Annotated in this window: 23 protein-coding genes; 16 read left to right on the top strand and 7 right to left on the bottom strand. The window is 56.0% G+C overall.

The window, feature by feature from the left end; all coding sequences use genetic code 11:
- Nucleotides 1–87 precede the first annotated feature (87 nt).
- Nucleotides 88–1770: a glutamine--tRNA ligase/YqeY domain fusion protein gene (locus C8267_RS04540; protein WP_087361325.1), complete on the bottom strand. Its 1683-nt coding sequence runs from the start codon at nucleotides 1768–1770 to the stop codon at nucleotides 88–90.
- A gap of 26 nt (nucleotides 1771–1796) precedes the next feature.
- Nucleotides 1797–2924 carry a hypothetical protein gene (locus C8267_RS04535; protein ID WP_087361712.1) on the bottom strand — a complete coding sequence of 376 codons (1128 nt, stop codon included), beginning with the start codon at nucleotides 2922–2924 and terminating at the stop codon, nucleotides 1797–1799.
- 85 nt (nucleotides 2925–3009) lie between these two features.
- Here C8267_RS04535 and C8267_RS04530 point away from each other — a divergent pair, with 85 nt between their 5' ends.
- The 6 genes from C8267_RS04530 to C8267_RS04505 all read left to right on the top strand — a co-directional run bounded on the left by C8267_RS04530 (nucleotide 3010) and on the right by C8267_RS04505 (nucleotide 9999).
- On the top strand, nucleotides 3010–3540 hold the full coding sequence (locus C8267_RS04530; protein WP_087361323.1) for a TrmH family RNA methyltransferase: 531 nt from the start codon (nucleotides 3010–3012) through the stop codon (nucleotides 3538–3540).
- A 242-nt stretch (nucleotides 3541–3782) separates the two neighbouring features.
- Nucleotides 3783–4598 (top strand): 3-methyl-2-oxobutanoate hydroxymethyltransferase, encoded by an 816-nt coding sequence (gene panB, locus C8267_RS04525; protein WP_087361321.1) that lies wholly within the window; start codon nucleotides 3783–3785, stop codon nucleotides 4596–4598.
- A 217-nt stretch (nucleotides 4599–4815) separates the two neighbouring features.
- Nucleotides 4816–6288 carry an IMP dehydrogenase gene (gene guaB, locus C8267_RS04520; RefSeq protein ID WP_106633840.1) on the top strand — a complete coding sequence of 491 codons (1473 nt, stop codon included), beginning with the start codon at nucleotides 4816–4818 and terminating at the stop codon, nucleotides 6286–6288.
- A gap of 27 nt (nucleotides 6289–6315) precedes the next feature.
- A complete protein-coding gene (locus tag C8267_RS04515) occupies nucleotides 6316–7398 on the top strand; it encodes a hypothetical protein (RefSeq protein ID WP_106633839.1) in 1083 nt (360 codons plus the stop codon).
- On the top strand, nucleotides 7398–8927 hold the full coding sequence (guaA, locus tag C8267_RS04510; protein WP_087361315.1) for a glutamine-hydrolyzing GMP synthase: 1530 nt from the start codon (nucleotides 7398–7400) through the stop codon (nucleotides 8925–8927). The genes C8267_RS04515 and guaA overlap by 1 nt, the downstream gene beginning before the upstream one ends.
- 577 nt (nucleotides 8928–9504) lie before the next feature.
- Nucleotides 9505–9999, top strand: a complete 495-nt coding sequence (locus tag C8267_RS04505) for an exonuclease domain-containing protein (protein WP_087361313.1) — start codon at nucleotides 9505–9507, stop codon at nucleotides 9997–9999.
- A gap of 199 nt (nucleotides 10000–10198) precedes the next feature.
- Here C8267_RS04505 and C8267_RS04500 read toward each other — a convergent pair whose 3' ends face one another.
- A complete protein-coding gene (locus C8267_RS04500) occupies nucleotides 10199–11542 on the bottom strand; it encodes a porin (protein ID WP_106633838.1) in 1344 nt (447 codons plus the stop codon).
- A 356-nt stretch (nucleotides 11543–11898) separates the two neighbouring features.
- On the opposite strand from C8267_RS04500, the gene C8267_RS04495 reads away from it, so the two are divergent.
- From C8267_RS04495 to C8267_RS04485, 3 genes are all read left to right on the top strand, one after another.
- The gene (locus C8267_RS04495; RefSeq protein WP_106633837.1) at nucleotides 11899–12804 is read left to right on the top strand and encodes a hypothetical protein; all 906 of its coding nucleotides are present in this window, start codon (nucleotides 11899–11901) and stop codon (nucleotides 12802–12804) included.
- Between the two features lie 1144 nt (nucleotides 12805–13948).
- A complete protein-coding gene (locus C8267_RS04490; protein ID WP_106633836.1) occupies nucleotides 13949–14476 on the top strand; it encodes a LabA-like NYN domain-containing protein in 528 nt (175 codons plus the stop codon).
- A gap of 404 nt (nucleotides 14477–14880) precedes the next feature.
- Nucleotides 14881–16266 carry a transposase gene (locus tag C8267_RS04485; RefSeq protein ID WP_199792077.1) on the top strand — a complete coding sequence of 462 codons (1386 nt, stop codon included), beginning with the start codon at nucleotides 14881–14883 and terminating at the stop codon, nucleotides 16264–16266.
- Between the two features lie 159 nt (nucleotides 16267–16425).
- Here C8267_RS04485 and C8267_RS10915 read toward each other — a convergent pair whose 3' ends face one another.
- A complete protein-coding gene (locus C8267_RS10915; RefSeq protein WP_158699713.1) occupies nucleotides 16426–16677 on the bottom strand; it encodes a hypothetical protein in 252 nt (83 codons plus the stop codon).
- 1174 nt (nucleotides 16678–17851) lie between these two features.
- Here C8267_RS10915 and C8267_RS04480 point away from each other — a divergent pair.
- The 3 genes from C8267_RS04480 (at nucleotide 17852) to C8267_RS04470 (ending at nucleotide 18969) form a co-directional block, all read left to right on the top strand.
- Complete coding sequence (locus C8267_RS04480; protein ID WP_106633835.1) at nucleotides 17852–18148, top strand: helix-turn-helix domain-containing protein; 297 nt, start codon at nucleotides 17852–17854, stop codon at nucleotides 18146–18148.
- Between the two features lie 11 nt (nucleotides 18149–18159).
- Nucleotides 18160–18513: a hypothetical protein gene (locus C8267_RS04475; protein WP_106633834.1), complete on the top strand. Its 354-nt coding sequence runs from the start codon at nucleotides 18160–18162 to the stop codon at nucleotides 18511–18513.
- Between the two features lie 234 nt (nucleotides 18514–18747).
- The gene (locus C8267_RS04470) at nucleotides 18748–18969 is read left to right on the top strand and encodes a hypothetical protein (protein ID WP_106633833.1); all 222 of its coding nucleotides are present in this window, start codon (nucleotides 18748–18750) and stop codon (nucleotides 18967–18969) included.
- Between the two features lie 443 nt (nucleotides 18970–19412).
- Here the strand turns inward: C8267_RS04470 and C8267_RS04460 are convergent, their stop codons facing one another.
- The 3 genes from C8267_RS04460 to C8267_RS10910 are packed head-to-tail and all read right to left on the bottom strand — an operon-like array spanning nucleotide 19413 to nucleotide 20833.
- Complete coding sequence (locus C8267_RS04460) at nucleotides 19413–20291, bottom strand: reverse transcriptase family protein (protein ID WP_106633831.1); 879 nt, start codon at nucleotides 20289–20291, stop codon at nucleotides 19413–19415.
- A complete protein-coding gene (locus tag C8267_RS04455) occupies nucleotides 20281–20577 on the bottom strand; it encodes a helix-turn-helix domain-containing protein (RefSeq protein ID WP_106633830.1) in 297 nt (98 codons plus the stop codon). The genes C8267_RS04460 and C8267_RS04455 overlap by 11 nt, the downstream gene beginning before the upstream one ends.
- A 28-nt stretch (nucleotides 20578–20605) precedes the next feature.
- Complete coding sequence (locus C8267_RS10910) at nucleotides 20606–20833, bottom strand: hypothetical protein (protein WP_158699712.1); 228 nt, start codon at nucleotides 20831–20833, stop codon at nucleotides 20606–20608.
- A 776-nt stretch (nucleotides 20834–21609) separates the two neighbouring features.
- Here C8267_RS10910 and C8267_RS04450 point away from each other — a divergent pair.
- The 4 genes from C8267_RS04450 to C8267_RS04435 all read left to right on the top strand — a co-directional run bounded on the left by C8267_RS04450 (nucleotide 21610) and on the right by C8267_RS04435 (nucleotide 25799).
- Nucleotides 21610–23601, top strand: coding sequence for a ParB/RepB/Spo0J family partition protein (locus C8267_RS04450; protein WP_106633829.1), 1992 nt, complete (start codon nucleotides 21610–21612; stop codon nucleotides 23599–23601).
- A gap of 57 nt (nucleotides 23602–23658) precedes the next feature.
- A complete protein-coding gene (locus tag C8267_RS04445) occupies nucleotides 23659–24114 on the top strand; it encodes a hypothetical protein (RefSeq protein ID WP_234025692.1) in 456 nt (151 codons plus the stop codon).
- Nucleotides 24115–24133: 19 nt separating this feature from the next.
- Nucleotides 24134–25126: an ArdC family protein gene (locus tag C8267_RS04440; protein ID WP_106633827.1), complete on the top strand. Its 993-nt coding sequence runs from the start codon at nucleotides 24134–24136 to the stop codon at nucleotides 25124–25126.
- Nucleotides 25127–25190: 64 nt separating this feature from the next.
- Nucleotides 25191–25799, top strand: coding sequence for a hypothetical protein (locus C8267_RS04435; RefSeq protein ID WP_106633826.1), 609 nt, complete (start codon nucleotides 25191–25193; stop codon nucleotides 25797–25799).
- The last annotated feature ends 152 nt before the right edge of the window (nucleotides 25800–25951 follow it).

The raw sequence follows: 25951 nt of genomic DNA, 5'->3' as shown, positions 1-25951 counted from the left end.
CGGCCCGGTTTGTTGCCCTCGACTGGGGCGTCGGACGTGGCGGGGCAGTCGGATGTCAGGGCAGGGCAGGGCAGTCGGGAGGCGGGGCTACTTGTTGATTTTGGCCCACGAATCCTTGAGCGTCACCGTGCGGTTGAAGACCAGATGGTCGGGCGTCGAGTCCGTGTCGGGGCAGAAGTAGCCCACGCGCTCGAACTGCACGGCCTGGCCGACGGGCACGTCGCGCAGCGAGGGCTCGAGGTAACCCTTGATTTTGACCATCGAGTCGGGGTTGAGGTTGTCCTCCCACGTCTTGCCCTCCTCCACGTCGTCGGGGTTCTCCTTCGTGAAGAGAGGGTTGAAGAGGCGGATTTCGGCTTCGACGGCGTGCGGAGCCGATACCCAGTGGATGACACCCTTGACGCGGCGGCCGTCGCTCGACGAGCCCTCGCCCGACATCGGGTCGTAGGTGCAGTGCAGCTCCGTGATGTTGCCCTCGGCATCCTTAATCACCTCCTCGCACTTGATGAGGTAGGAGTAGCGCAGGCGCACCTCGCCGCCGGGCTGCAGGCGGAAGAACTTCTTGGGGGGATTCTCCATGAAGTCGTCGCGCTCGATGTAGAGTTCGCGCGAGAAGGGTACCTCGCGCGTGCCGGCGGCCTCGTTCTCGGGGTTGTTCACCGCCTTGAAGTACTCGGTCTTCGCGGCGTCGTAGTTGGTGATGACCACCTTCAGGGGGTTGAGCACGGCCATGCGGCGCTCGGCCACCTTGTTCAGGTCTTCGCGTACGCAGTACTCGAGCTTGCCCAGGTCGATGACGTTGTCGCGCTTGGCGACGCCCACCATCTCGGCGAAGTTGCGCACCGATGCGGGGGTGTAGCCCTTGCGGCGCAGGGCGCAGATGGTCGGCATGCGGGGGTCGTCCCAGCCCATCACGGCGCCCTCCTGCACGAGCTTCAGCAGGCGGCGCTTCGACATGAGCGTGTAGGTGAGGTTGAGCCGCGCGAACTCGTACTGATGCGACGGGAAGATGCCCAGCGCCTGGATGAACCAGTCGTAGAGCGGACGGTGGACGTCGAACTCGAGCGTGCAGATTGAGTGGGTGATGTGCTCAATCGAGTCGCTCTGGCCGTGGGCGTAGTCGTACATCGGGTAGATGCACCACTTGTTGCCCGTGCGGTGGTGTTCGGCGTGGATGATGCGGTACATGATGGGGTCGCGGAAGAGCATGTTGGGGTGCGCCATGTCGATTTTCGCACGCAGCACCTTCGAGCCGTCGGGGAACTCGCCGCGCTTCATCCGCTCGAAGAGGTCGAGGTTCTCCTCCACCGAGCGGTCGCGCCACGGCGACGGGGTGCCCGGTACGGAGACCGTGCCGCGGTTCTCGCGAATCTGCTCCTGGGTCTGGTCGTCGACGTAGGCCAGCCCCTTCTTGATGAGGAGGACGGCCCACTCGTAGAGCTGGTCGAAGTAGTCCGACGCGTAGCGCTCCAGCGCCCAGTCGAAGCCGAGCCAGTGGATGTCGCGCTTGATGGAGTCGACATACTCGACATCCTCCTTGACGGGGTTCGTGTCGTCGAAGCGCAGGTTGCACTTGCCGCCGTATTTCTTTGCCAGGCCGAAGTTGATGCAGATGCTCTTGGCGTGGCCGATGTGCAGATAGCCGTTCGGCTCGGGCGGGAAGCGGGTCTGAATCTCCTTCACGCTGCCGTCGGCCAGCGATTTTTCGATAATCTCCTCGAGAAAGTTCAGCGACTTCTCGCGGGTTTCGGTGGTTTCGGTTGCTGCCATAATATATAATGTCTGTTAATGTCTGTTTAATGTCCGTGTTTGTGGTTTCGGCTGTTGTAGACCGGTTTGAGGAACTTTACGGCCACGTCGAGCAGCTGCTGCGTGCCCAGCCCCGAGCCGTCGCAGTGGGTGACGAACTCGGCGCGCACGCGCACCGTGTCGTGGAAGAAGTGTTTGGCGTAGGAGAGCGACGCGCGGTTGTAGAAGCCGCGCTGGGTGCGGAAGAAGCTCTCGCCCGGATAGAGCGCGCGGCCGTAGGGGATGTAGACCGTTTCGCCGCCCTCGGTCACGTAGTCGTGTCCGCCGTAGAAGGGGCAGAGGTTTCCGCCGAAGTAGATGCGCTCGTCGAGCGTGAATCCCCAGCGGCTCATGCGCAGCCCGAATTCGCCCATGCGGGGCAGCTCCCACGAGTGGCCGAAGCTGCGGTCGCGCTGCGCCGTCTGGAGCAGTCCGAGGTGGATGTCGAAGTCGAAGAAGGCCTTGAACTTCACACCCACCGTCGGGTTGACGAGCAGGTAGTCGACCACGTTCTCGAGCGGAGCGTCCTTCTGGAAGGCGAAGTGGAGCAGCGTGAGGTTGTAGCCGTAGTAGAAGTGGTCGAGGAAGTGGCGCCCCGAGCTGAGAATCCGGAACTTCTCGCGCGAGGCGGTGGAGTACATCCCCTCCCAGTCGCAGACGAACTCGACGTAGGAGCCGCGCCGGCCGTTGTACTGGGCCAGGACGCCGTTCATGCGGTTGTGGACGAAGCGCTCGGCGAGCGAGAAGAAGGCCGTCGAGTAGTCCTCGTCGTGGGTCAGGTCGCGCGTGAAGATGCCGGCCACGGCCCGCACTCGGGGCGTCTGGAACTGGTAGTACATCACGGGCTTCACCTCCGAGAGGAATTGCGAGCCGGGTTCACCGAAGTTCTGGACCATGTCGGCACCGAAGACCAGCGAGTTCTTCTCCTCCCAGCGCAGACCGATGCGCGGGGTGAGGCGGGCGGCGAAGTCGGTGCCCGAGACCTTCTCGGGTTCGGGCACGGTGAAGGTGCAGCTGCCGAACTCCTTGTTGTCGAAGTAGGTCCGGAAGTCGACGTCGACGAAGAGCTCCTGGGCCGAGAGTCGGGCGGCGCAGAGGGCCGTCAGCAGCGTGAGGATGATTCGAATTTTCTTCATGCGCAGTTGCAGGGTTGCAATCAACCGACAAAAGTAGGGAAAAGATTTCAAATTTGGTTACATTTGCATCCAAATTAGAGGAGCAATGCGCAAGATTACCAACGAAGAGCTCGGACGTCCCACGCCCGAGGAGTTTGCCGCCCGGGAGAAGATGCCCGTTGCGGTGGTGCTTGACAACGTGCGGTCGGCCCAGAACGTGGGTGCCTTTTTCCGCACGGGCGACGCCTTTGCCGTGGAGTGCATCCACCTGTGCGGCATCACGGCGGTGCCCCCTTCGCGCGAGATTCACAAGTCGGCGCTCGGTGCCGAGGCCACCGTCGTGTGGCACCATGCCGGGCAGACGACCGACTGCCTCGAGGCGCTGCGTGCAGAGGGCTACCGCCTGCTGGCCGTCGAGCAGGTCGAGGGGGCCTGTTCGCTCGAGCGCTTCCGCGTCGAGCCGGGGGTGAAGTACGCCCTGGTCTTCGGCAACGAGGTGGAGGGGGTCTCGCAGCAGGCCGTCGACCTGTGCGACGGGGCGCTGGAGATTCCGCAGGCGGGGACGAAGCACTCGCTCAACGTCTCGGTCTCGGGGGGCGTCGTGCTGTGGGAGTTCTTCCGCCAGCTGGCACGCTGAGGCGCCGGGCCGCTGAGGTGCCGGGTCGCTGCCGCAGAGCTGCCGGGCTGCTGAGGCGCTGAGGTGCCGGGCCGCTGCCGCTGAGCCGCCGGGCCGCCCCTGAACAGGTGCGCGGAGGCCGCAGGGTGAAAAAAATTTGCTTGTGCCGCCGCCATGCACTACCTTTGCCCCGATTTTGACCGGCGTGCCGCCCGCAGCGGGCCCGGCCGGCCGTACAACGCTAAGTACTAAACGCAAAAAAGATGTCTGTAGAAAGCACCGTTCGGGCCGTGACGACTTACCGGCTCACGGAAATGAAGCAGCGCGGCGAGAAAATCGCCATGCTCACCTCGTATGATTATTCGATGGCGAAGATTGTCGATGCCGCCGGAGTCGATGTGATTCTGGTGGGCGACTCGGCGGCCAACGTGATGGCCGGCTACGAGACGACGCTCCCCATTACGCTCGATATGATGATTTACCACGCCCGCTCGGTGGTGCGCGCCGTGCAGCGTGCGCTGGTGGTGGTCGACCTGCCGTTCGGCACCTATCAGGGCAACTCGAAGGTGGCGCTCGACTCGGCCGTGCGCATCATGAAGGAGACCGAGGCCGACGCCGTGAAGATGGAGGGCGGCGAGGAGGTGCTCGAGTCGGTGCAGCGCATCCTCTCGGCGGGCATCCCCGTCATGGGTCACCTGGGACTGACGCCCCAGTCGATTCACAAGTTCGGCACCTACAACGTCCGCGCCAAGGAGGAGGCCGAGGCGGCCAAGCTCGTGCGTGACGCCCATCTGCTGAGCGAGGCGGGGTGCTTCGGCATCGTCCTCGAGAAGATTCCCGCGGCGCTGGCAACGCGCGTGACGAGTGAAATCCCGACGCCGACCATCGGCATCGGCGCCGGCCCGGGCTGCGACGGCCAGGTGCTGGTCATCCACGACATGCTGGGCATCAACAAGGGCTTCTCGCCCCGCTTCCTGCGCCGCTATGCCGACCTGCACACGGTGATGACCGATGCCGTCGAGCGCTACGTGGCCGACGTGAAGGAGTGCGACTTCCCCAACGAGAAGGAGCAGTATTAATCTCGGACGCAGAGCGCCGCGACTTCACGGTCCGGCGGCAGCAAACCTCCGAAGGGGCCTCCCGCAAGGGTGCGCCCCTTCGTCTTTTTCCTCTTTTGCCTCCGGGCGCGGAGCGGGTGCGGCGCGCTCGGTCATCTTTTCCGTAGGAAATTCGTTGCAGGTTTGGGCCGTTCGAAAAAAATGCTTATTTTTGCAGGCAACAAAAATCCACGTTCTTATGTCGTTTATCAATGAAAGGGTGCAGCCCGAAGGCCTTACCTTCGACGACGTGCTGCTCATACCCGCCTATTCGGAAGTGTTGCCGCGAGAGGTGAATGTCAAGACCCGATTCTCGCGTAATATCCAGCTCAACATCCCCATCGTCTCCGCGGCGATGGATACCGTCACGGAGGCTCCGCTGGCGATAGCTCTTGCCCGCGAAGGAGGTATCGGCGTGATTCACAAGAACATGTCCATTGCCGAGCAGGCCGTGCAGGTGCGTCGTGTGAAGCGTGCCGAGAACGGCATGATTTACGACCCGGTGACCATTTCCAAGGAGGAGACCGTCGGCGATGCCCTCGCATTGATGCAGGAGAACAAAATCGGCGGCATTCCCGTGGTGGATGCCGGGCGCCGTCTGATTGGCATCGTGACCAACCGCGACCTGCGCTTCCAGCGCGACATGCAGCGCCGCATCTCCGAGGTGATGACCCCCGGTGACCGGCTCGTGACGACCCACAGCACCGACCTGCGCGAGGCGCAGGAGACGCTCCTGGGCAGCAAAATCGAAAAGCTCCCCGTAGTCGACGACGAAGGCCGGCTCGTGGGACTTATCACCTACAAGGACATCACCAAGGTGCAGGACCATCCCAATGCCTGCAAGGACGAGAAGGGCCGTCTGCGCGTAGCGGCCGGCGTGGGCATCACGCCCGACATGATGGAGCGTGTCAAGGCGCTCGTCGACGAGGATGTCGACGCCGTGGTGCTCGACTCGGCGCACGGCCACTCGGCCAACATCGTCAACGCCCTGATGCGCATCAAGGCCGAATATCCGAAGCTGGACGTGGTGGTGGGCAACATTGCCACGGCCGAAGCGGCCCGCTACCTGATTGACCACGGTGCCGACGGCATCAAGGTGGGTATTGGCCCCGGCTCGATTTGCACCACGCGCATCATCGCCGGCGTGGGCGTTCCGCAGCTCTCGGCCATCTACGCCGCCGCATCGGCCGCCAAGGGTTCGGGCGTTCCGGTCATCGCCGACGGCGGTCTGCGCTACTCGGGCGACATCGTCAAGGCGCTTGCCGCAGGCGGCGACTGCGTGATGATTGGCTCGATGTTCGCCGGCACGGAGGAGGCTCCGGGCGAGACGATTATCTACAACGGCCGCAAGTTCAAGGCCTACCGCGGCATGGGCTCCATCGAGGCCATGAAGGCGGGCTCGGCCGACCGCTACTTCCAGAAGGGGTGCAACATCAACAAGCTGGTGCCCGAAGGCATCGAGGCCCGCGTCCCCTTCAAGGGTGCCCTCAGCGAGACGGTCTACCAGCTCATCGGCGGTCTGCGTTCGGGCATGGGCTACTGCGGCGCGAAGGACATCCCGACGCTTCAGACGGCCAAATTCATCCGAATCACCGCTTCGGGCATGCATGAGAGCCACCCGCACGACGTGGCCATTACGCGCGAAGCTCCCAACTACTCGAGTGAACGATAAATGACGAAAAACCGCACAAGAACTCTGTTGGAGTGGGCCGTTGCCGTACTGGCAGTGGCCTCGCTCCTTATCCGGCTGGTGACCGACTGGCATACGGCCGGAATCGTCGTCCAGGCGCTCGGCGCCGTGGCGGCCTGCTGCGTGCTGCTTGTGGGCCTGTCCTCCGGCAAGGAGGAGCCGGCAAACGCCTCGCGCCGGGGCGACCATGGGGCGCAGCGCGGCGAGGGGCGCAACGGGCGCGGCCGCAATGGCCGTTCGGGACGCAACGCATCGACGGCCGCTGCCGCCTCCGTACGCCGGGGCGAGGAGGGCGCCCGTCCGCAGGGACAGCCCCGCAACCGTGCCGACGTGAAGACGGCCCCGCAGCGCGGCAAAGCCGCCGCAAAGGGAGCCCGCAACGAGGCTCCGGCCCGTCCGCAACAGGCTGCCGGCGTGAAGGAGGGGGAGGCTTCCGCCTCGTCGCGCCGTCGCCGCCGCAACCGGGGCGGTCGCGGTGAAGCCGCCGCCGCTGAGCAGCCGCAGGGCTCGGCTCCGCGCAATGCCGCCGCAGCCCCGGCCCAGACGACCCAGACGCCGTCGGAGCGTCCGGCCGAACGCCGGAAACCGGCCGGAGACGCCGCCCGGAAGCAGACAGATGCCGCGACTGCGGAAAAGGCCGTTGCCGCTGAGAAGCCCGTTGGTGCCGAGAAGTCGGCAGCCGTGGAGCGGAGCGCAGCCGGAAAACCCGCTTCGGAGCAGCCTGCCGCCGTCAAGACGGCCGAGTCCACGGCCGCGCGGACGGAGCGTGAAGCGCAGCCCGAAGTTCGTTCCGAGGCACGTTCCGAGGAGCCGCTTCGTGCGGAGGCCGCAGCCGCTTCGGCCGCTGCTGAGCACGCTGCACCGAGTGCCGCACCGGCAGAGGGTGCGCCTGCAGCCGGCGAAAAGGGGTCGGCCGAGGGGGCGCAGGAGCAGTCCGCCGCCCCGCGCAGCCGCAGCCGTCACCGCCGCCGCGGAGCCCGTCCTTCGGGCGAGCACTCCGCAGAGGGTGCCGGCGGAGAGGCCTCGGGCGCAACAGCCGACGGAGCCGCTGCGGAACATACGTCCAACGAAACTAACAAACCTACGGAATAATGCAGGAAAAAATCTTGATTCTCGACTTCGGCTCGCAGTACACGCAGCTCATTGCGCGGCGTGTGCGCGAGCTGAATGTCTACTGCGAGATTCACCCCTTCAACAAGATTCCGGCGCTCGACGCGTCGGTGCGGGGCGTGATTCTCTCGGGCAGCCCCTACTCGGTGCGCGACAAGGAGGCTCCCAACCCCGACCTCTCGGCCATCAAGGGCCGGCTGCCGCTGCTGGGCGTCTGCTACGGGGCACAGTTCCTCGCCTCGGCCTTCGGCGGCGAGGTGAAGCCTGCGCCGAGCCGCGAGTACGGCCGTGCGATGCTGACGGTGGGCGACGCCGGGGATGCCCTGATGAAGGGGCTTCCGGCCAAGACGCAGGTGTGGATGTCGCACGGCGACACTATCACGCGCGTGCCCGACAACTACCGAATTGTCGCCTCGACGGAGGATGTCCGCGTGGCGGCCTACCACATCGAGGGTGAGCAGACGTGGGGCATCCAGTTCCACCCCGAGGTCTACCACTCGACCGACGGCACGCAGCTGCTCCGCAACTTCGTCGTGGGCATCTGCGGATGCGCGCAGTCGTGGACCTCGGAGAGCTTCGTCGAGTCGACCGTGCGCGAGCTGCGCGAGCGGCTGGGCAACGACCGCGTGGTGCTGGGCCTCTCGGGCGGTGTCGATTCGTCGGTGGCCGCCGTGCTGCTCCACAAGGCCATCGGCCATAACCTCTACTGCATCTTCGTCGACTCGGGCCTGCTGCGCAAGAACGAGTTCGAGGAGGTGCTGGCATCCTACGAGAACATGGGGCTCAACGTCAAGGGGGTCAAGGCCGGGGCGAAGTTCCTCGGCGACCTTGCGGGCGTGACCGACCCCGAGACCAAGCGCAAAATCATCGGCCGCGACTTCGTGGAGGTCTTCAACGAGGAGGCGCAGCAAATCAAGGATGTGAAGTGGCTGGCACAGGGTACGATTTATCCCGACGTCATTGAGTCCTGCTCGGTCAACGGACCCTCGGCCACCATCAAGTCGCACCACAACGTGGGCGGCCTGCCCGAGAAGATGAATCTGCGCATCGTCGAGCCGCTGCGGCTGCTCTTCAAGGACGAGGTGCGCCGCGTGGGGCGTTCGCTCGGCATCTCGGAGCAGCTCATCGGCCGCCATCCCTTCCCGGGACCGGGCCTGGCCATCCGCATTCTGGGCGACATCACCCCCGAGAAGGTGGAGATTCTCCAGAACGTCGACAAGATTTATATCGATGCCCTCCATGCGGCCGGGCTCTACGACAAGGTATGGCAGGCAGGTGCCATCCTGCTGCCGGTCAAGAGCGTCGGCGTGATGGGCGACGAGCGTACCTACGAGAGCTGCGTGGCGCTGCGCGCCGTGACCTCGACCGACGGCATGACGGCCGACTGGGTGCATCTGCCCTACGAGTTCCTGGCCGATGTCTCGAACGACATCATCAACAAGGTCAAGGGGGTCAACCGCGTAGTCTACGACATCTCCTCGAAACCGCCCGCCACCATCGAGTGGGAGTAATCCCGCTCTGCGGCAAGCAAACGCTCCGGACCGAGCCTCTCGGTCCGGTTTTTTTGTGTCGGCGGAAGAGCGGGACATCGAGGTGGAGTGGGGACGGAGGAGGAGGGGAGTCATGGGGGGCGGAGGAGGACCGGAGGCGGAATTTTATGGCGGTCCGGCGCCTCGGGGGTGGAGGACGGTGCCGGAGGGACGTGCCGGGGGGGGCTCAGCCGGAGTCCGTGGCCGCGGAGTTGCGCGGGGGCTTGTTGCTGCGTCCGGCGCCGTGGTCGCGGGGCGAAGGAAAGGAAGGCCCCGGAGCCCATTCTTGTGCGGGAACACGGCCGGAACTTTCCCGCGGCGGCGGTTTTTGAGCCGGCGGGGCAGGGCTTGTTGCTGCGTCCGGTACCGCGGTCGCGGGGCGGAGGAGAGGAGAGCCTGGGGTCCATTCTTGTGCGGGGACACGGCCGGAACTTCTCAGCGGCGGCGGTTTTTGAGCCGGCAGGGAGTACATCCGATGCCGGAAATGGCTATCTTTGCATCCGCCTCCGACGCTGCGTCCCTGCGGCGTGCGGAGCTGCGTTAAGATTGACTGCAACCCATGACCGATTTTGCCGCCATTGATTTCGAAACGGCCAACGGCAAGCGCTCCAGCGTCTGCTCGGTGGGCGTGGTGGTCGTGCGCGGCGGCGAGGTGGTCGATTCGCTCTACCGCCTCATCCGTCCCCGTCCCAACTACTACAGCGCCTTCACCACCGCCATCCACGGCCTGAGCTATGCCGATACGGCCGATGCCCCCGATTTCCGCACCGTGTGGGAGGAGGTTGCCCCCCGCATCGAGGGGCTGCCCCTCGTGGCCCACAACTCGCCCTTCGACGAAGGGTGCCTCAAGGCCGCCTTCGAGCTCTACGGCATGCCCTATCCCGGCTACCGCTTCTACTGCACCTGCCGCGCCTCGCGCCGCATCTTCGGCAGCCGCCTGCCCAACCATCAGCTCCATACCGTTGCGGCCGCCTGCGGCTTCGACCTCGAACACCACCACCATGCGCTGGCCGATGCCGAGGCCTGCGCCCGCATTGCGCTCAAGATTCTCTGAAAGGTGCGGCCGTATGCCGTCGTTAGCGGCGGAACGCTGCGCATGCCGCCGGGCCGAAGCCGGACTCTGCGCTGTCGCCTGTTGCGGCGGAACACTGCGCACGCCGCCGGCGCGCATCCTCCGTATGACCCCGCATGAAACGAAGACCCCCGACACGACTGCGTGCCGGGGGTCTTTGTCTGTCGGGCGGCTCGATGGCCTAAAGACCCAGCTCGACCTGGAAGCGGATTTCCCAGCGGTTGTAGTTGGGGTTGAGCGCTCCGCTCTGGTGGTTGTACGAGGCGTCGGCCTGCAGCTTGAGGCTGTGCCCGATGAGGTAGCGCGTCACGCCGATGGTGGTCTGGTTCCAGCGGCGGTAGCCGGCCAGCGACTGCACCTCGCGGTCGGGGAACATCGTCGAGTTGCGCAGCGCGATTTCCCACTTCTGCTTGATGAGGTAGCTCGTCTGGAGGTTGAGGCCCTTGCCCGTGTAGACGAAGATGCCTTCGTTGCCGTCGAAGAGCGGGGTGTCGCACGTGCGGCCCATGAAGTCGGTATAGAAGGCGAAGCCGCGGTACTTGAGGATGAAGTCGAAAAAGTAGGAGCCCAGGTTGCGGTGCTCGCCCTCGGGCATCAGTGCGCCGTTCTGGCCCTGGATGCGCACGGCGCGGCTGTTGTAGGAGTAGGCGCCCGCCAGCAGGATGCGCACCTGCTCATCGTATTCGAAGTCGCCTTCGATGACGTCGCCCTTCGACTTGAAACGCCCCAGCGGGTAGAGCTCCAGGCGTCCCGTATAGGCCAGTCCGCCGTCGGACGACGTGCTCCAGTTGCGGCCCTCGCCCAGCGTGATGGAGCCTTTGGCCGAGAGGCGGAAGCGCTTGCCGATGCGGCCGTTGTATTCACCGAAGAATCCGAAGTCGCGGTCGAGGTTGAATTCGCTGTTGACGATGCTGCGGTCGACGAACTGCAGGGCACTCGACGAGTTGACGCGGGCGCGGTTGGCCTTGATTTTCGTCTGTCCGAAGCCGATGTTCCAGTGTGCGTTGGGTACGTAGTAGACGATTGCGTCGCGGACGATGTTCGTGTTGCCGTTGGGCAGCTCCTTGGTGTCGTAGGGAGTGAATCCGAGCTGGATGGAGTAGACCAGCTTGGGCGAGTAGATGTAACCGTCGAAGCGCAGGCGCAGCCGCTTGACGCGCGCCTCGGTCTGCGTGAGCGAGAAGTCGCGGTCGAACGAGAGCCCCACCATGTTCTGCATGCGGAAGCGCAGCGTCATCGAGTACCACTTGCTCCGCGGCTGGAAGGTGATGCCCTTGCCTATCTCGATGTTGGGCATCATGCGCAGCAGTTCGAGCAGCTCCTCGTCGGAGTGCTCCGCGTCGGCGAGAGCCGCGATGCTGTCTGCGGGATACTCCTGATGGGCCACTTCGAGGCTGTCGGAATCCGTCTGCGAGGCGCCGTTGACGGTGAATACGGTTTTTCGGAACAGGGAACGCTCCTCCTGGGCGCGAAGTCCCGTTGCGGCGGTCAGACACAACAGCAAAAGCAGGATACGGTGTTTCATCTTGGGGTATTTTGGTTCGGTAAAAGGTTTTGGTTGACGGGAATGGTTTCATTCCGGCTTTCGAGTGACAAAGTTGCGAAATAAATCTGAAACCTTTATGAAACCGATGTTACAATTCGGTTACAGCTCCGGCTTCCCGGTTGCCATGCTGCCGCGGGAGGCCCCTCTGGAGGGGGTGGCTCCCTTCGAAGGGGCCGGGTCATGGCTGCCCGCGAGGCGGAGTTCCCGACCTCCCGTTTGCCATTGAGCCCATCTTTCACTATATTTGTATCAAGCCTGCGGCGCGGAACGGTCTGTCGCCCCTCCTCGGGGAACGGCAGCGTGTTGTCAGACGACATTTTTCAAACACGTGGCTTATGGTACAGGTGTTCGGTCGGAGCTTCGGGCTCCGAATCTCGTGGGCGCTGCTGGCGCTGTCACTCTCGGCCTGCGGGGCGGAGCAGAAGGGGGCGGATGAGCCGCTTTTCCCGGCACGTCCGTCGCGCGAAGCCTTCGAGAATTTTTGGTGGGAGGAGGTCTCCGGTGCGGGCCTTCGCTTCTGGAGTCAGAGCGACGGCCGGCTGCAGGTGGTGGCCGATTCGGAACTGCCCGGTGCCCGGCTCGAGTGCGACGGTGTCCCGGGGCAGCCGGTGCTGCGGGTGCTCCGCATCGACGGCGACGGTCCCGAAGCCCTGCTCTCGCAGCTCGGGAGGATGCCCGGTTGGGATGCATCGCAGGAGTGTGTCATGCAGGAGGTGGCGAGCGGTCGTCGGGGTGTGCGGCGCTTTGAGCTTCGGCCGGCAGGGGCCTGCGCCGAGGAGTTCCGCCGGCGGAGTGCCGGGGAGCCCGTGCCTGCAACCTGCAGCGGATGGGGTATGGGCAACAGCGGTATGCGCTATTTCGAGCTGCATGCCAATGCTCCGGGGCGTGCGCTCTTTGTCGAAATCGGCCAGGATGCACCCCTTTTCGACGAGCAGAGCATCGTGCTGCTGCCCGATTCGGTTGTCTTGGGCGGCACGAAGCGCGTCAAGGGGCGGTTGATTATCGGTCACGAGGTCCGTTCGTTCATGGCCGACAACGATACGTGTGAATATTGGGTCATCGACCGCACCGGTCGGCTTGCGGCGGAGTATGACCGTGTCACGGGCGGTGTGAAGAACGGTCGGGTCGTCGAGGCGGAGCTTGAGGTCCGTGATACGGGACCCCGCGATGAGGGTTTTGCGGCCGAATATACGGGCGTCTACGAGGTGACGAAGGTCGTCTCGCTGCGAGCCGGGCAGTAAGTCTCCGTCCCGTGCGGCTGCGCCGTTCCGGCCTTTTTGCTCCGCCCGCCCGTCCCGTGCGGGGCCGGTCCGGCGGTGAAACAAAAAAGCCTGAGTTTTGAGAACTCAGGCCTTTCTTCGTTGCGGAGAGTGGGGATTAACTGTGCTGCGCACGCTTTTTCCCCGTCCCCTCGCCGGGGAGGCCCCTGCAACAGGCGAAAAGCCGTGCGGCTGCGCCGTTCCGGCCTTTTTGCTCCGCCCGCCCGTCCCGTGCGGGGCCGGTCCGGCGGTGAAACAAAAAAAGCCTGAGTTCTCGAAACTCAGGCTTTTCTTCGTTGCGGAGAGTGGGGTAACTGAACCCATATCATAATCGCCAATATATCAACGTATTAAGATTGTAAAAATTTTTAGATACACCGAATAGGCCACAACCTATTTTCGCTGTTTTCCCTTGTATTCACTTGGTTGTTACAAAGTTACGAAAAAATCCCTGATTTTGCAACCGAATTGGAAACGAACCTGCGGATTTTTGAAGCTGTATTTCTAATGGTGTGAGATTGCAACACTTTGTCTACTTATTATGCACATAGGTGTTAGAAAATATTTTCATGGTAATCTATTTGTTTCTCAATAAATCGTGATGATTTCTTGCTTGCTTGTAGATGAAACTCTAACTACCGATAAATATTAATTTATAGTGTTAATCTTGCGTCTCTGTCGTGGCTTATAAATTGTGGAGCGTTTTGACTTTTATACTCCTCCAAATTCGAGGTCAAAGGATGGGTTAATAGATATCTACCGAGACGGAGACATCATTTGTGGTTGTGATACCCTTCTTGTCCAACTTATTTTTCTGGTTCTCATATTAAGTTCAATTGGTAAGTATGGGTACGTAATTTAGAAACTTTATGATACTTTTAATTTCTTACTTGAGATTTTCATGGACGTTTCGGCCAACGGCATATTGACGATGAATTTGAACATATTGAATGCATCCAATAGCCCCACGGGCACATTAAATCCTTGATGCTGATATCATCATCTTGAGTTAAAAAAGAGATTACTATTTACTCTCTTATTTATATCATAAGTTGAGTTATTTTTAATTGCTTATTGGCAAATTTTGTATTATATTAGCGTAATAAATTTAAAACGCAATAATCTTATGGCACAACGTGTATCTGTTTTCGTGGATGGAGCTAATTTATTTTACATGCAAAGAGATGATTTAAGATGGTTTGTTGATCCATGCAAATTACTTGCATACATTGAGTCCAATTATGGTAATATTGCAGACGCATTTTATTATATTGGTCAAGGTATTCCACCGGAGGTTAAGCAGGAGTTATTTCTTAAGGCGCTTCCTCGAATGGGATATAGCCTTGTAACAAAACCTATTAAAACGATATTTGATGCTAAGACTAAAACACAAAAGCAAAAAGCTAATTTAGACATTGAAATAGTATTAGATATGTTTAATACTATTGATAATTATGATTTAGCAGTATTAGTTAGTGGTGATGGTGATTTTACACGAGCATTAGATTTATTAAAAGCCCGAGGTAAAAAGGTCATCGTCATTGCATCAAGTAAGTTTATGGCCTCGGAATTACAGAAAATGGTGGGTCGGCATTGGGTGCATTTAGAAGATCTTAAGAGTAGTGTTAAGAAGGATGAAGAGAAAAAAGATTAGAATGTTCTCTCTATCTCTAATTTGAGGTTCTCCTTGCTGAGAACATAAGCTAAATTATGACCCTTGATAGTCTACTGACCGTCAAGGGTTATTCGTGTCTGTTCTTGTTTCTGATTGATGGAACATAGCCTATAGTTTTAACATCAGGTAATATTTGGGCCTATGTGAGGTGGTAGATGTTGGGTTCTTAGGTTAGATTTTCAGTTGAGTTCTGTTAAAATGTTGTTGTTTGCACTCATAAATGGGTGGTTGGTATAATTAGGGACTGTCGTAAAAAGAATAAAACTTTATAATGAATTGATTGCCAATGTAATATAAAATTTGCATCTTAGCTAAAGATAAAAAGAATACCTCCAATTGCCCTAGAAAAGCCAAATTTGGAGGTATCGCAAAAATTAATCTGCATGGCTAAGGTACAAAATTTCTCTGAAATATCACCCGATCTTCCTTTCACGGAGTTCGATTTTTATGAATTGTATAGGCGGACGTTCGAGACTAGCGAGCTGGGAAAAATCAGGAAGAGGCTGCCGCTTAGTGAGATGGCAGAGAACTTTGGACTGATAAGCAAGAGCATGAGAGCGAAGAAAGGACGAAAAACATACTTCACCCCGGAGGGCAAGGTTGCGCTGATGTTCCTGAAGATGTACACAGGTCTGAGCAGCCCGAGGTTGATGGAGCATCTTAACGGCAACGTCCACTATCAGCTCTTCTGCGATGTGAGAATAGACCCGATGCATCCTCTGACGAACTACAAACTTCTGGACGACGTGTTTTCGGAGCTGGCCCGCGGGCTGAAGATCCAACAGCAGCAGGAGATACTGGCAAGAGCCTGGAAACCGTACATGAAGGACCTGGATACGATGTATACGGATGCAACCTGTTACGAGAGCGAGATGCGCTATCCTACGGATGCGAAGCTTCTGTGGGAAGGAATAGAGAAGTCATATGAGATAATGTGCACTCTGAGTGCCAAGCTGAATGTGCACCGTCCGAGGACGAAGTACGTAGACGTAGAGAAGGCCAACCTGTCGTACAGGAAGCGGCGCAGGCATACGAAAGTCCAGACCAGGAAACTGACCAGACGCCTGCTCAACCTTTTGGGGAAGATACTGAAGCAGACCCGCACACTGGAGAGGGAGAATGCAGGCGCGGAGAAATTGCTGACAGCCAGACAGAAGAGCGATATTGAAATCATCACAAGAGTGTACCGCCAGCAGAAGGCCCACTTCGAGAACAACAATCCTCGCGAGAGTGTCAAGGACAGGATAGTGAGCATCAGCAAGCCGTATGTGAGGCCGATCGTGAGAGGCAAGGAAGTGAAGAGCGTAGAGTTTGGTGCGAAGTGCAACAACATCCAGGTTGACGGACTCTCATTCATCGAGAAGCTGTCATTCAATGCCTTCAACGAGGGAACCAGGCTTACGCACTGCCTGAAGATGCACCGAAAGCTCTTCGGTGTGGAGGCGAAGAAGGTCGGAGGAGATGCAGGCTATGCCGGCAGCGCCAACAGGGGGTACTGCAAGGATAGAGGAATACAGACGTCATTCGTCAAGCGTGGCCGTCCGTCCTTGGAAAAGAAAGAGAACGACATCATCCGCAACGAGCTGGCGAGGGTGAGGGCAACGAGGATGGAAGGCTCGTTCGGAACGCAGAAGGAACACTATGGCCTGAAACGCATCAAGGCAAGGACGAAGTTGACCGAAATCCTGTACATCTTCTTTGGCATCCACACGGCGAATGCAGTACAGCTCGTCCGGCGGGAAGTCAACGAAATTGCCCAGGCTGCCTGATGTTCGAGGTGAGTGAGAAACGGCCCTTTCACTGGAGTATTGGCTCCAGTTGGGTCCAAAAATGAAAAAAGGGCTCCGAAACGGAGCCGAAAATATAAAAGATGAGTTCGATTGGAAAAATTACCGGGACAGTCTGCCGATTGACTCATAATGACGGAATTAAACGACTGTCCCTATAATAGATATATCTGCAACAAAAATGTCGCATTGGTCAATTTTAGAAAAAATTCCACTTGCTAATTCAGGAGTTCCTATTTCACCTCGGCTATCACTTTCAATATTCCAGTCAGATATAATCTTATTATTTGCATGAATGTCTTTCATGGCTGCATCAAGACATTTTTTTATAAATTGTCTATTTGTTTTATTAGGTAAATCAGATTGCCATGAATAAAATATATTCAATTTCATAATTTGCAAAATTGGTTAGTTTCTAATGATAGGTTGGTACTTCAAAAAGTGTGTTTGTGAGGAAGCCCTTAAATCTTTCTATTAAGCAAATATAATGATTTGCCGATTTCAGTGCAATATGTCTCACTGGATTGCTCTCATTTCTCTTTTTGATTATTAATTGGAGAATAATTCCCAATCCAGGTCAATCGGGGTGTCTTTTCTATGTAAAAATTTCTTATTCATAGACATCCTATCCATTAGGTACAGAACAGACTTCTCGTAAGGTATGGCTCTACTCATGCAAGTTATCCGTTGAAGATTCTTTTACCAATGTTTGATTAGACCTGATGGATAGATTATTGGAGGACTCTTACTTTATAATTTGAAGTTTGAATATAGTATTGTATATTAACTATTTATATGATCTTACAAATGCGCATAATTGATGAAAACAATCGATGATATGTCTCAAAAAAGCACGTAAGTTTTTTGTGAAACATCCATGTGAACGTAGCCAAGTATCCGCGAATTCCTTACCCCGCAATAATGCTCGTTACTCGCTATAGAAAGTGAGTCTTTTGTGTAGGGGTAAAACGGCCCTCCTGATTACGAGGATTAGTAGGAGTGGATTCGTCTGGCAGTGCACCTCCTTGGATAGTGTGGTCTCTATACTGCCTATCTTGTTGGTCAGAGACTTATAGTTGTTTGTGGCAAACCACTCCTTGCGGCTATCCGACGCGTTAGACTTGAGTTACGTATGCAGTCCCTTAATGGGGGAGAGCTATTCTCTTCTTCTAGCCAGTCGAGAGCCAAATTGATGTTGGGGACGTTGTCAGTAGTTCTAGGATGTTGTTCACGCACGGCGTTTTGTTATTGACATTCCATTGGGTTGGTCTCGAAGATATGGCGCATCTCTGGCCTTGAGGTAATCTAATTGCCCTCGATGCGGTTCGAATTGTAGATAGAATCGATTTATGTATGGTAGTGGATGTTCCCATTAAAGTATTGCTTTCTGCCAAGCCGTGTCTCAAATCTCAATCCAGGAATAGCAATTTTTGCCGATACTGATGGACTGCCGGAGATAAAAGTGGTTTGGATCTCAAACAAGGAAAAAACATATAATTGATTCAAACACTGATAAACGAGTTCTGGGGTTGTCCCATCTTTGCCGTGGAAACCAAACCCGACAAAGATGGAAAATCAACACACGGATGACCTGTTCCGCATTCTGCGAACGGTCGAAGAGATTCTCGAGATTGTACACTTCATGAAGGATCACCGGAGCCAGCTCGAAGGCGATCCGATTCTCGATTTTGCGGAGGTCTGCCAGTTGCTCCGCCAGAGCGAACGCCAGGTGCGCCGCTTCCGCGAACAGGGGTTGCTCGTTGGCTTCAACATCGGAACCCGGCGCATGTACCTGCTCTCCGAGGTGCAGGAGTTCATCCGCAAGATGCGCCGCCGCGGAAAACTCGAATCGTTGAATCAATAAATCTGTTATCTATGGAAAACAAACAAAATCCCCGCATCTATCGGCTTGTACCCACCGAACAGCTCGAACGTCTCATCAAGGCGAACTTTCTTTTGAGCAAAAGTTTGCTGCTGTTCGAATACCTGTGCAGTCAAAGCGACGAGCCGCTCTTCCTGACGGCCGATGCGGCCTGCGAAGTCCTCGATATTCGCCCCGAAACGCTGACCCGTTATCGTCAGAAACGGTTGATTCGTCCCAAGATCTATCGGCGGCAATTCCTGTACAGCGCCTATGATTTACTAATGCTTGTGTACCGGATTAACCAGCGCAATCTGCAGAATGCGCTGCGGCGTACTCCTCGGATTGTGGTCGAATCGGATGTGTAAAGAGTTTGACAGTGGGGTAGACGGTTATTCCACAAGTGCCGACCTCGGGCCAAGATAGCAGCGTGCTTGCACCTCGGAGTCCCTTTTCGCACGATCTCCACCCGTTCGGGTTGTATCGTCCGAAAAGAGACTTCCGGTTGGTCCCGCTGCTGTGTATCGGCCCGTGGCCGGCACTCTCTTTTCTGAATGGGACCGGTCCATGAACCATATGTTAAACCTTAAAATGGATTTGGGATGATTGACCTTCAGAAACACATCTGGGAAGGCTGGACCGTTGGCGACTTTGTCGAGCGTTTGGCTCCCGAGTTGGATTGTATTATGTCGGGACGCAGCTGGCGCCGTCCCTTTACCACGAAGCAGGAACTCGCCTCGTGGTGCCGGGAGAATCAGCCCTACTACAAAAAGCACATTCCGGGAGTTGTTGCCTATTTTGCCCGGAGGTATCATTTACGTTGATAGCAGCATGAGATGATTTACTACCATCGCTTTTACGTTGAGAGCCTGTACCCCGAGAACCGGCGGAAGATTCTCCGCTGGTTGTTTTGCACTTTTAGTGTCTACCTGTGTGAAGCAACGCCTGCGGGTTACAAGGGACGATTCTACACGCAGGACGTCCGCTTTCCGAAAGCAGCTTTCCGTGATTTGACATTCAGTCTTCGAGGTGATCGCTCGTTATGTCTGTGGGTCATCTCGTATGATCTGCAGACGCTCTATCTTGAGCGGAATATCTATGTCTATGGGAAGTGGCTCGATAGATAGCTGTCTTTCTTTATGGCTATTCAAGCAACATATATACACATGTCGCAACCTGTGGAGAAGAACTAGCTCTGGTAGAGAAAGAAGTAATTACTCATCTGTAAAAATGTGTTGAATCTCCTCTGATGTTATCTTTAAGGCAGTTAATCTTGTAAGGCATTATTATTGTGCCTTGACGATCTCAGAGAGGGATTATTGGCTTTATATACTAAATCCTGATAATTGCGCTCTCCTGCAATTTGAGCGATAGATTTTCCCTGAGGATTAGCTATTTTGGCTTTTAACTTATCTGTGATGTCGATATAATTATTCCCGACTTTCGCACCGGTGATCTCGGGATGGTTAGTACGGTATGTCGTTTTGGTATGACTAATAGTGTATCCGTCTTGGCGGATTATATGGAGAATATCAGGGATTAATTCCTGAAAATCATAAGGTCCGGAAATAGTCATATCATCCACATACGTTGTGAATTTTAACCCGTTTTGCTTGCAATATCGGGCGAGTATATCTCCTGTTCTGGTGAAAACAAGATTTGCGATTACAGAAGATGAGGGTGCGCCTTGGGGGATATGCCCCTTATAAGTGGTCAGGCGTGTTAGAATGGACGCGACGTCCGGAGAAAACCCAAATCGAATGAACATTCGGTAGACTTCTGTTCTGGTAATAGAGGGGAAAAATCCTCGGAGGTCAGTTTGGAAGATATATTTGTTGCCTTGGTGGAATCGAGCATTCATTACACAACTGCGCCCTTTTGTAGATCCGAAAGCATAAGGAGCAGGTGCAATTTTACTGTTAAGTAAACGACATATCTTATGTTGGACGATTTTGAGTGTTCTGATGCTGGGATTGATAACGCGAACTTCGGGAGTTCCGAATTTCGTATATTTTAACTCTCCTTTTTTGTTTCGTTTTTTCTTCTCATACTCGTAGTAATAGGTACTTATGTCAGAGAGAATGGTAGCTATCTCGCCATGCTTAATACCTATAGCGTGACATAAAGATTCAGGACTACTTATCATCGTTGAAGAATGTGTCTAGTAGTGATTTGACAGAAGGAGATATCATACTGTAAATCTCGCGCTTATTTTCTGGGATATCCTCGTTTTCAACAGCCATGAATAATAATACGGGCAAAGGAATGGCGAGATTTTCGGCAATAACCTTTATGGTTTGGATGGTTGGGTCTTTCTGATTATTCTCAATCTGCGAAAGATACGTTTGTGAGATGTTGCTCAACTCGGCAAGTTGAATTTGCGTAATTTTCTTCCGCTTGCGTATATCCTTTATGACCGAACCAATCTTCATGTCTTTTTTAAATTAAGGGGGTGGCGCGTTAAATCAGGTCTTTGAATTTGTCACAAACCTCGAATAGCAACAAGAGCCATTTGGTTGCTTTCTCTATTGAGCCAAGAACATCTGCATTGTCAGATTGCATCTGTTTCAGTTCATTGAGGCAAGACTTCAAAAGAACTTCATCTTCGCCGGTAAGTGGATAACGGCCCTTTGAGAGCAGATCTTCAATACCTTGTATCAGATCTGCAGTTTTTTGATTTTTTCTCATGCTTAGAAACTTTTAAGTGGAGCGAAATTGCTCCTGCTGCCTAAACATTTAGCCCACACTTAAAGTCCATATACGTTATCCCGTGTATCCACCCCCATTTGCTGCTGCGAACTCCAGTGCGATAATCGTATGCAATACGATTATCGCATAAAATGCAACATCTCAACTTGTAGCACCACACATCTTGACGATTAGAAACCTTATATCTCGGTTTCGTTTCGTGTCGTGTTGTCTGTAAACTCCGACGGCTCATCGTGTAATCTTCCACAGAGAAGAAGACGAAGAGACGCTCAAAGCCGTGCCGCCGCCGAGTACCATTCGTAAATAAATGGCGTACAGAACTTAATCTGCTTCAGGCATCTGGATTTAAGTCTGGAAATCAAAAATCTCTCAAAGAACTACGATGCAAAGATAGTTATTATTACTATAAGTTAATAATAGTGGCGTGGAAATTATCAACAAGTTATTAACTAATCTGGAAGAATGTAAGGCGTAGGTATTCTTTCTTCCCGGTTGCCGTCGGGGAAGATAGTCATGCGGAAGGCCGCGAGCGGCCCGCCGTCCTCGGACGAAAAATCATCCTCGCCGAGGCTGCGGTATTTTTCGCCGCTCCGACGTCGCCGCATGACTATGTCTCTTCCCGAGGCAACCGACCGCGTCGGGAATAAGTCCTCATAACATAATTATTCATTGACTATGCGGTCCGTTTGGATTACATGGTCCCAAATTACATGGTCCCAAAAACGTGAGACACACGGTAAAAACTGTTTGATGTTATGCAGACTTCCAAGGAAGAACAGAAAACGAAGAAGAGCAAGGCCAAAGTATCGAAAGCTGCCACTTCAAATCCGAATCCCGACGAGCAGGAATCGTCGCAAGCTGCCTCCTCTTCCGAGACTGCGGAACAACAACCAGCTCCGGCCGTTCAGTTGCTGGATTTGAACAAGATTGTCAGCAGCACCTACAATCCCCGCAAGGATTTCCGCTCGGAGACCTTGCAGGAACTTGCCGACAGCATCCGTCAGGTCGGGGTTCTGCAACCGATTTGCGTCCGGCCCAAAGATGAAGGTTTTGAAATTGTCTATGGCGAACGGCGCTATTGGGCCGCAGCGATGGCGGGGCTGAAATTCATTCCGGCCCTTGTTAGGGAGTTGTCGGATGCTGAAGCCGAGGATGCCGCCATTACGGAGAACCTCCAGCGTGAAGACGTTACACCCCGTGAGGAGGCTGCGGCCTACAAACGGGCGCTGGAATCGGGACGTCATACGATCGAGAGCCTGGTCGGGAAGTTCGGAAAATCCGAGGCCTACATTCGCTCCCGTTTGAAACTCTGTGATCTGATCGACGCCCTCGCCGAGCAGCTCGACCGGGAGGAGATTTCGGTCGGTGTTGCCACCGAGATCGCGAAATACGATGCGGCGGTCCAGCAGGAGGTCTACGAGGAGCATTTCTCGGACGGATGCCGCCTGTCGTGGAAGAATGCCCGGATCCGGGAGATTGCCCGGCGGCTCTACGATCGCTACATGACCCGCCTGGATACCTACCGTTTCGACAAGACCGAATGCCACACCTGCCATCACAATACGGCCAACCAAATCCTCTTCAAGGATGAATGTGCGGACGGATGTGCAGGCTGCCAGAACCGGAGCTGCATGATGCGCAAGAACGACGAATACCTCGTGCAGCAAGCCCTGCAGCTGCTGAAGGAGGACCCGCGAACGCTCCTTGCCACGGTGGGCGATACCCCCGATTCGGTGATTGAGCATCTTGAAGAGGAGGGCTACCGGATTCAGGAGCTGGATTACTACCTCGATTACTACGATACGGCCCCCGAAATGCCCGAAGCCCCGCAGGCGGAGTGCTACTCGTCGGAAGAAAACTACGCGGAAGCGGTGATGCGCTACGAAGCGGCGTTGGCCCGGTTTACGGAGCAGACCCGGCAACTCGAATTTGACGTTACGGAAGGGCGTGTCCGCAAATATGCCATCATCGGAATGTTCGACGTGGAGATTCGCTATGAGGACATCCCGGAGGAGGAGCGTGACGTTGCGGTCGAGGATGCCGCAGGAAAACGGACGGTTTACGTCACGATGGTTCCTGCCTCTCCGATGGAGAGTCTGCTGCGGCAGGACCATCGAAACCGGCAGCTCTGCTACGAGCATATCACCGCCGACATGAAGACGCTGTTCCGCGAATCGAAGGTCTCGGGCAGCCCGCTGACCGAAGAGGAGCACCAGATGTTCTACTACGCCGTGATCCGACACATGGCCGACAATCGGCTCCGACAGTGCGGCATCGAACCTCAAAATCAGTGGCGCGTTACCGAGGAGGAGCGCTTTGCGGCCGCCGGGCAACTGACACCCGAACAGCGGGCGGCAGTGATCCGCATCTTCCTGCTCGACTTCTTCCGCACAACGGCCCGGGATTATAACTGTACGGACGAGGAGGTGGACACGCGCCTGATGTGCCGGTTTGCCGATTTGAATTTCGAGGCTCAAAGCCGGACCGTGCAGGAGAAATACCTGGCAACCTACGAACGACGCCGGACAAAGTTGCAGGAGCAGATCGACGACCTGAAGGCGCAGGAGGAGGCCCGGGCTTTGGCCGAATCCCGGGAATTGGATGCAGAATCCATTCCCGAAGGACTCCCCGAGGAGCCGGAAGCGACGCCCGACACGGAGATTCCGGCGCCGCCTGCCGAGCCGCTGATTATCCCGGCCGATCCGGAGTTCGGCCCGAACAAGACGGCAGAATCGCTGGCCGCCTGATCCAAGTAAAACCGACGGAGCAATCAAACGATTGCTCCGTCTTTCATATCTGCAACTATGAACAGGACACTCAAAAAATTGCGAAACCGATACCGCAGATTCTTCCGACTGCAACCTGCCATGATACAGCCCGCCATCCCGGATAACAGTCCTAATCCGTGGCGATGCGAGGAGTGTGGTTCTCGTCATGTCTACTATCAGGCATGGGTTGATGGTAATACCAATCAAATTTACTCGATAGATGATAATCGTGAAGATATGTGGTGTGATGACTGCCAAGACCACACCTGCCAGGTTCGAGAAAGTGAATTGATGAAAGAGATAATCAATCCATGGTGGGAGAATAAGCTCGTGATAGCGGACCGGGAAAAAATGACCGGTCTTACTCAAAAAGACTTCAATCCCCAAGAGGATTACCGTGCATTCCGGGAAGCCTGCAATCGTTGGTGGAATACCAAGGCGAATGAAGAAAAGATTGAAGTGTGGCGGCTCGCTACCCAATTCGAATCATAACCCTTTCAAAACTTTCAGCATGAAAAACCACAATCTGATAGATGCCATAGCACCCCGACTGACGGAGCTGATAATCCAGCGTATTGAACACCTCGAAACCGATTGGCAGAAACCGTGGTTCACGGACCTCGCGCACGGTCTTCCCCGCAACCTGCGCGGCACGCCCTACCGGGCCGGGAACATTCTGATGCTGCTTTTCCTTTCGGGAATAGCGGACTATCAAACGCCAATCTTCATGACCTTCCGGCAGGCCAAGGAGGAGGGGCTGAATATCCTCAAGGGCTCCCTGTCGTTCCCGGTCTACTTCTGGAAAATTTGCATCCGCCACAAAGAGACCCGCCGCAAGATCGACCTCGAGGAGTACCGCCAGCTTCCGAAGGAGACCCGCAAACAGTACGAGGTCATTCCCATCATACGCTACTATTCGGTCTTCAACCTCGACCAAACGGATATGCAAGAGAAGCAACCGGAACGCTATGCGGCGCTGACGGCCCGTGCCGAGCGGAAGGATTACTCCGACGGCATGGTCTGCGAGCCGATCGACCGGATGGTCGAGCAGCAGGCGTGGCTCTGCCCGATCGAACTCCGTTACGGCGACCGGGCTTACTACACGCGCCTGCACGATCGGGTTGTCTGCCCGCTCAAGGAGCAGTTCCCGAAGGGCGAAGCCTTCTACGGGACGTTGCTGCACGAGGTGGCCCACAGCACGGGCCATGCCGAGCGTCTGAACCGCACGATGGGGAGCAACTTTGGCGACGAAGAGTATGCCCGCGAAGAGTTGGTTGCGGAGCTGACTTCGGCGCTTTGCGGTGCCATGGCTGGCTTTGCCACGACGCCCCGTGAGGAGAATGCCGCCTATCTCAAAGGGTGGCTTACGCAATTGCGTCGGGAACCTGCCTATCTGTTCGATATTCTGGTCGATGTCAATCGGGCCGCCCGGTTGATTTTTGACCATTTGGAGACTGGAGCCGACGAAATTGTAGAAGAGGAGACTGAAGCTCCGGCTGCATAGATTTTTGTTGCCGATTGTTGAACCATGCCGCAGTCTTCGGGCTGCGGCTTAATCCTTTCAAACCATGAAAACCACCCATCCAATCTATGACGTCTACTTCCGCATCGAGGCGGATTATAACGACGGACGCATGTCGCACGAACAGCACGACCGATTCTACACGGAGATCCGCGCGCTCTTCTCGCGTGCCGGCTTTACGATCCTGGAGAACCCACCGGGTTGTCCCTCCTTCCAGTTGGGAACGACCTGTCTCTACTGCCACCCGACAGAGCTTTCCGGCCCGATCGAGGAACCGCATATCGCCCTTGTCGAAAGAGTTCTGCGACCGGGAACTTCGTTTCAATATCAGACAACGGACCGCTACGACCGGCTCTATGACTTTACCGTCGAAGAGGAGTTGGCCTACTACCGACAGCACTATTCCGAACAATTTTTTCTTGAGGCTTTCCGCACCTCGGATCCATCGAAATACCACCTTCGGGATGAGGTCCTTGAAGAACTGGTGCGGCAACTGATGGTGCACACTGTTCGCGCACCGCTGGGCTGTTCGTTCGATTCGCCGTGTGTGCACTTCGTCCGGGAGACCTGCGCCTCACTGGTCCAACGGGGCTTGCTGATAGAAATTCAACGCAAGAAACCTTATGGAACCATGACTTATTGTCGAACCAAATAACAAATCACGCTATGGAAATTATGTGTGAGGAGTATTTTGATGATATTGTTCCAAAAGTGTGTCTGGGGGATAAATAAAAAAGTCTACAGATTTTTTAGATTTGTAGACTAGTAACTTTTAGAAATTAATCCGTTGCAAAAACGTTTATTCTG

It is taken from the genome of Alistipes sp. Marseille-P5061, assembly GCF_900290115.1.
Lineage (GTDB): Bacteria > Bacteroidota > Bacteroidia > Bacteroidales > Rikenellaceae > Alistipes > Alistipes excrementigallinarum.
The sequence above is the reverse complement of the archived record's forward strand: the minus strand, read 5'-3'. Positions and strand labels throughout refer to the sequence as shown.